Annotated in this window: 1 protein-coding gene; it reads left to right on the plus strand. The window is 71.4% G+C overall.

Annotation, left to right across the window (positions count from 1 at the left end; genetic code table 11):
• Positions 1 to 189 precede the first annotated feature (189 nt).
• Complete coding sequence (acs, locus tag FNQ90_RS20340) at positions 190 to 2190, plus strand: acetate--CoA ligase (RefSeq protein ID WP_182607685.1); 2001 nt, start codon at positions 190 to 192, stop codon at positions 2188 to 2190.
• Positions 2191 to 2227: the final 37 nt, after the last annotated feature.

Below are 2227 nucleotides of genomic sequence, written 5' to 3' on the forward strand. Positions count from 1 at the left end.
CCCTCCCCCACCCCCACCCGGGTTTTTCTCCGCCGTCGCCCGTTCGTCGCGCCGCCGAACCGCTCGCCGCGCGGACGCGACCGCTCACCGCGACAGGTCTGGACCACTTGTTCGGAAACCCTTGTCAAAGGGCAGATGGCCTGGTGAGGTGTGTTCCGGGACACATGCTGACGCCGCAAGGGAGATGTCGTGAGCAACGAGAGTCTGGCCAATCTCATGACGGAGGACCGGCGGTTCCCACCGCCCGCCGAGGTCGCCGACGGGGCCAACGTCACCGCCGACGCCTACGAACGGGCCGCCGTCGATCGTCTCGGCTTCTGGGCCGAACAGGCCCGCCGGCTGGACTGGGCCGCGGAGCCGGAACAGACCCTCGACTGGTCCAACCCCCCCTTCGCGAAGTGGTTCGCCGACGGCCGGCTGAACGTCGCCCACAACTGCGTGGACCGCCACGTCGAGGCCGGCCACGGCGACCGGGTCGCCATCCACTTCGAGGGCGAGCCCGGCGACACCCGCAGCATCACCTACGCCGAACTGCGCGAGGAGGTCTCCCGGGCCGCCAACGCCCTGGTGGAGCTGGGTGTGCGCGGCGGGGACCGGGTGGCGATCTACCTGCCGATGATCCCCGAGGCCGTCGTCGCCATGCTCGCCTGCGCCAGGATCGGCGCCCCCCACTCCGTCGTCTTCGGCGGCTTCTCCGCCGACGCGCTGGCCACCCGCATCGAGGACGCCGACGCCCGGCTGGTCATCACCGCCGACGGCGGCTACCGGCGCGGCAAGCCCTCCCCCCTCAAGCCCGCCGTCGACGAGGCCCTGACCCGACCCGGCACCGAGCGGGTCCGCAACGTCCTGGTGGTGCGCCGCACCGGCGAGGAGACCGCCTGGACCGAGGGCCGGGACCTGTGGTGGGACGAGACCGTCGGCCGACAGTCCCCCGAGCACACCCCGGAGGCGTTCGAGGCCGAGCACCCGCTGTTCATCCTCTACACCTCCGGCACCACCGGGAAGCCCAAGGGCATCCTGCACACCTCCGGTGGCTACCTCACCCAGACCTCCTACACCCACCACGCGGTCTTCGACCTCAAGCCGGAGAGCGACGTCTACTGGTGCACCGCCGACATCGGCTGGGTGACCGGACACTCGTACATCGTCTACGGGCCGCTGGCCAACGGCGCCACCCAGGTGATCTACGAGGGCACCCCCGACACCCCGCACCGGGGCCGCTGGTGGGAGATCGTGCAGAAGTACGGCGTCACCCTCCTCTACACCGCGCCGACCGCGATCCGGGCGTGCATGAAGTGGGGCGACGACATCCCGGCGAAGTTCGACCTCTCCTCGCTGCGGATCCTCGGCTCGGTGGGTGAGCCCATCAACCCCGAGGCGTGGATCTGGTACCGCGAGCACATCGGCGCCGGACGCACCCCGATCGTGGACACCTGGTGGCAGACCGAGACCGGCGCCATGATGGTCAGCCCCCTGCCGGGCGTGACCTCCACCAAGCCCGGCTCGGCCCAGGTGCCGCTGCCCGGCATCGGCGCCACCGTGGTGGACGACGATGCCAACGCGGTGCCCGACGGCCACGGCGGCTACCTGGTGCTGACCGAGCCGTGGCCGTCCATGCTGCGCACCATCTGGGGCGACGACCAGCGGTACCTCGACACCTACTGGTCCCGCTTCCGCGCCGGCTCGGTGCCGGGCGTGGAGAAGGACGCGCCCCTGTACTTCGCCGGCGACGGCGCCAAGAAGGACACCGACGGGGACATCTGGCTGCTGGGCCGGGTGGACGACGTCATGTTGGTCTCGGGCCACAACATCTCCACCACCGAGGTGGAGTCCGCGCTCGTCTCCCACCCCAAGGTCGCCGAGGCGGCCGTGGTCGGCGCCGCCGACCCGCAGACCACCCAGGCCATCTGCGCCTTCGTGATCCTGCGCGGATCGGCGGCCGAGGACGAGGGCCTGGTGGAGGAGTTGCGGGCGCACGTCGGCAAGCACCTCGGGCCCATCGCCAAGCCGAAGCGGATCCTGCCGGTCGCCGAGCTGCCCAAGACCCGGTCCGGCAAGATCATGCGCCGCCTGCTGCGGGACGTGGCGGAGAACCGCGAGCTGGGTGACGTCACCACGCTCACCGACTCCTCGGTGATGCAGCTGATCCAGGCCAAGCTGCCCTCCGGCGGTGCCGGCGGCGAGGACTGAGCCCCCGACCGGCCGAACACCCCCGAGCAGGCCCACC

Source organism: Streptomyces alkaliphilus (assembly GCF_014141535.1).
Taxonomy (GTDB): Bacteria; Actinomycetota; Actinomycetes; order Streptomycetales; family Streptomycetaceae; genus Streptomyces; species Streptomyces alkaliphilus.